Origin of the sequence: Faecalibacterium langellae, assembly GCF_002549775.1 — a bacterium.
In the GTDB taxonomy this organism is placed as follows: Bacteria; Bacillota; Clostridia; order Oscillospirales; family Ruminococcaceae; genus Faecalibacterium; species Faecalibacterium langellae.
The window spans coordinates 1-4,390 of record NZ_NMTR01000025.1; the positions used below are offsets into that span (position 1 = coordinate 1).

The 4,390-nt window shown below is 37.4% G+C and carries 2 protein-coding genes and 2 pseudogenes; 3 read left to right on the forward strand and 1 reads right to left on the reverse strand.

All coding sequences use genetic code 11. The features are described from left to right. Both CGS49_RS13245 and CGS49_RS13250 read left to right on the forward strand, forming a co-directional pair. A partial coding sequence (locus tag CGS49_RS13245; protein WP_143405873.1) for an ATP-binding cassette domain-containing protein occupies window positions 1-319 on the forward strand: 319 nt, incomplete at its 5' end. A gap of 164 nt (window positions 320-483) precedes the next feature. Next, window positions 484-2,448 (forward strand): peptide ABC transporter substrate-binding protein, encoded by a 1,965-nt coding sequence (locus tag CGS49_RS13250; RefSeq protein WP_097802282.1) that lies wholly within the window; start codon window positions 484-486, stop codon window positions 2,446-2,448. Window positions 2,449-2,492: 44 nt separating this feature from the next. Here CGS49_RS13250 and CGS49_RS13255 read toward each other — a convergent pair. Beyond that, a pseudogene (locus tag CGS49_RS13255) lies at window positions 2,493-3,742 on the reverse strand (ISL3 family transposase). Between the two features lie 429 nt (window positions 3,743-4,171). Between CGS49_RS13255 and CGS49_RS14665 the strand changes: the two are divergent. After that, window positions 4,172-4,390: pseudogene (locus CGS49_RS14665) on the forward strand (AraC family ligand binding domain-containing protein); the annotation flags it as partial.

Here is a 4,390-nt window from a genome sequence, read left to right on the forward strand (position 1 = left end):
AGATCGCGTTCCCTATCAACTGTCTGGTGGAGAAAAGAAGAAAGTGGCTTTTGCCAGTATCATGGTAACTAATCCAGATGTGTATATTCTTGATGAACCCTTCAATAATCTTTCTAAAGAATATGAAGAATTTTTTAGGGAACTTCTACATGAGCTTCATTCAGCTGGGAAAACCATTATCATGTCTGCTCATCACTTTAAGCATCTTCATCACGAAAAGGCTGATGTTCTTCTTTTTGAAGACGGCAAAGCTGATTTCTTTCCTGCCCAGGAAGTGCTCAGTAACCAGCAAGTAATTGAGCGTTTGTCACATTATTAATAAGGATAAGTAGGAAATCGTTCTAGGTTTCCTACTTTTTTCTTTGTCAAACAATTGATATTTTTAGGTGATAGTATTTTCTTATCACTTTGATTATGTTTAAGTATTAGTTAAGCTTAGTGAATTCTGTTACAATAAAAAAATCAATCTCAAAGGAGAGTATTATGAAACTTAAAAAAATTCTTGGAATTACGGGTGTAGCCCTTCTAAGTGTTGGTATGTTAGCGGCTTGTTCTTCTAAGTCAAGTACTAGTGGAACGACTTATAGTAATATTTATGGCTCAGATCCAGAAACCTTGGATTATATTACATCAATTATGGGAGGGACAAAAGCTGTTTTGACTAATGGTGTAGATGGTCTTATGGAAGCGGACAAATATGGTAATCTTGTTCCATCAGTAGCTGAAGACTGGTCTGTGTCTAAAGATGGTCTGACTTATACCTATAAAATTCGTAAAGGGATCAAATGGTATACTTCTGAAGGTGAAGAGTACGCTAATGTTACTGCTAAGGACTTTGTAACGGGTCTTAAGCATGCAGCTGATGCCAAATCTGGAGCCCTTTATTTGGTACAAGATTCTATTGCTGGATTGTCTGACTACCTTTCTGGTGCCAATAAAGATTTCTCAAATGTTGGCGTTAAAGCAATAGACGATTACACTCTGCAATACACACTAAAAAAACAGGAACCATACTGGAACTCTAAGACAACTTATAGTTTGCTTTTCCCAGTAAATGAAGACTTCCTCAAGAATAAGGGAAAAGATTTTGGTAAATCAACAGACCCAACCTCTATCCTATATAACGGTCCTTTCCTTCTTAAATCTTTGACAGCTAAATCATCTATCGAGTTGACTAAGAATGAGAATTATTGGGATAAGAAAAACGTGCATTTTGACTCTATCAAATTCTCATATTCTGATGGATCGGATCTAGAATCAATAGAACGTAGTTTCTCTGACGGCGCTCTCAGCATTGCACGTGTCTTCCCTACGAGTTCAAACTATGCATCGGTAGAAAAAAAATATAAAGATAATATTTTTTACACAGGACCAGGTGCATCTACATTGGTTATTGGTGTAAACATTGACCGCCAAAGCTATAAATTCTCAGCTAAGAAGACAGATGCTGAAAAGACATCAACTAAGAAGGCTCTTCTAAACAAAGACTTTCGTCAATCAATCAACTTCGCTATTGATCGTACAGCCTATCAATCACAAGTAAACGGTAAAGATGGCGCAGCTCTTGCTCTACGTAACCTTTTTGTTCCTTATGATTTTGTCAGTGCAGGCGATAAGACCTTTGGTGATCTTGTGACAGAAAAAATGAGCTCTTATGGTGATGAGTGGTCTGGTGTTAACTTTGCAGATGGTCAAGACGGTCTCTACAATGCTGAAAAAGCTAAGACTGAGTTTGCCAAAGCCAAAGAGGCTCTTCAAGGAGAAGGGGTACAATTCCCAGTTCACTTAGACCTTCCAGTTGATCAAAGTTCTAAACTTAGTGTTGCTCAAGCTCAATCTTTGAAACAAACCATTGAAAAATCATTGGGTAGCGAAAATGTTGTTATAGATATTAACCAAATGTCATCTGATGACATGAATAATGTGACTAGTAATGCGGCAAATGCTGCAGCAGAAGACTGGGATATTTCTAACGGTGTGGGTTGGGGTCCAGACTATCAAGATCCATCAACTTATCTTGATATCTTAAAAACAACATCAAGTGAAAATACCAAGACTTTCAATGGTTATGATGATCCAAACAATGCAGCAGCAGCCCAAGTAGGTCTTAAGGATTATGATGCCTTGCTTGATTCAGCAGCTTCAGAAACAACAGACATCAACGCTCGTTACGACCGTTATGCTCAAGCCCAAGCTTGGTTGGAAGATAGCTCTCTTATCATTCCATTGACTAGTGACGGTGCAGCACCTGTTATCTCACGTTTGACACCATTTACGGGTGCTAGCATACAGGTGGGTGATAAGGACTCATCCTACGTCAAATATGTGAAATCACAAGAAAAAGTAGTTACTAAGAAAGAATATGAACAAAGTGGTGAAAAATGGCTTAAAGAAAAGAAAGCATCTAACGAAAAAGCTAAAAAAGATCTTGAGAAACACGTTAAATAATAATGGCTCTTTGTCAACTGTAGTGGGTGACGAAAAGCTAACATCTAGAGAGGACCGGGTAGGTCCTTTTTTTATGTATGTTCAGTGTGATGAAGACACGCTTCTTAAAGTTGATAAAGTTTCTAAAACCGAAGCCCAAACGTTTGATGTCTTTGATCAACTTATTAGTCGCTTCAAGTTTCGCGTTTGAATAGTCCGTTTCTAGTGCGTTTTTGATGTATTGCTTGTGTCTAAGAAAAGTCCTAAAGACAGTTTGAAAATAATGATTGACCTTGCTCCTATTTTCCTCTATTAGTTCAAAGAACTCATCTACTCTCTTCTCCTGAAAGTGAAAAAGCAAAAGCTGATAAAGTGTATAGTAGTCAGTAAGCTCTTTTGAAAAGACTAGTGTCTTCGCAACAACTTCATGTGGTGCTAAAGTTTGGCGGAAAGTCTTTGAATAAAAAGAGTTGAGAGATAGTTTACGGCTGTCCTTTTGGAAGAGTCGCCAGTGATTTTTCAGGGCTCGATAGGGTAGTGACTTCTTATCGAACTGGTTCATAATTGCAATTCTTGTCTTTAAAAAGGCACGTCCAAGGTGCTGGATGATGTGGAAACGATCAAGAACGATTTTTGCGTTTGGAAAGAGCTTGCGAGCCAGTGGAATATAAGCTCCAGACATATCCATCGTGATAAACTGTACCTGTTGCCGGACTTTCAATGGATACTTCAAAAAGTAGTTTCGTATAGTAGTTTGGCGGCGATTATCAAGGATGGTTATGAGTTCGTTTGTCTCATAATTCTGCGCCACAAAAGCCAATTCCCCTTTCTTGAACCCAAACTCATCCCAGGACATAACAGCAGGGAGTTTGTCATAATGTTCCTTGAAAGTAAACTGATCAAGCTTACGATAGACAGTGGACGTCGACACGCGAAGTCTTCTTGCAATATCAGTTAGTGACACTTTCTCAGTTAGGAGTTGTGTAACTTTTTGTCGGACTAGATTGGAGATTTAGCAGTTTTTCTCAACGATAGATGTCTCAGCTACCGTGACTCTTCTACAACTTTTACACTGGAAACGACGTTTTTTCAGACGTAGTAGAGTTGGCGTTCCCGCTTGCTCGAGAAGAGGGATTTTAGAAGGCTTTTGAAAGTCGTACTTGATCATCTTTCCATGGCAATGAGGACATGATGGTGCAGGGTAATCAAGTTTTGCTTGAATCTCGATATGAGTGTCAGTTTCAAAAACAAGTGAAATCTTGATATTTTGGTCTTTGATTCCGATTAATTCTGTGTTATTCTTAATAAGTCTCATAAGTTCTTCCTAATGATGGTTTGGTTGCTTTTCATTATAGTTCTTATGGGACTTTTTGTGTACACTCAAAAAGCTCTATAATCTCTACAGTAGTTTTACCCACTACAGAAATTATAGAGCCAAGATAGATTGCTATCTTTTTATTTTAAATTAAGTTATTACAGAAATATAATTATGTTAAAAATAATAAATTTATACCTTAAAATGATTTTGCCATGCTTTTCGAAAAAGAAAAAGCTGTCATGGTACTATCCTATGATTTTGAAAGGTTAATGATGGGCCAACAAACTACTGATACTGATTTTAAACATTTTATAGATTTTGATGATAATCTTCTTTTTTAGACTAACTGAAACTAAAGTTGACAATGGACGACCTGACATTCTTTTTCATTGGCACCCAGAACTTGAAATCTAATACGTCTATGAAGGGACTGCTCGCTATCACATTGATTATGACTATTTTGATAGTCAGGCTGGAGATATCTTTCTAATTCGTCCTAATGGACTCAATTCTGTCCATCCTATTGCTAATCAGTCGCACCATACTAACACTCTTCATTTTCATTTAGATATGTTAGGACAATTTCTAGTGGATCCTCTTAGTCTCCGTTATCTTCAACCCTTACAAAATTCTAATTTTAAGTTC

Bases quoted from the DNA above. Each gene is read 5' to 3' on its own strand.
- CGS49_RS13250 (WP_097802282.1), top strand. From the start codon at position 484: ATGAAACTTAAAAAAATTCTTGGAATTACGGGTGTAGCCCTTCTAAGT.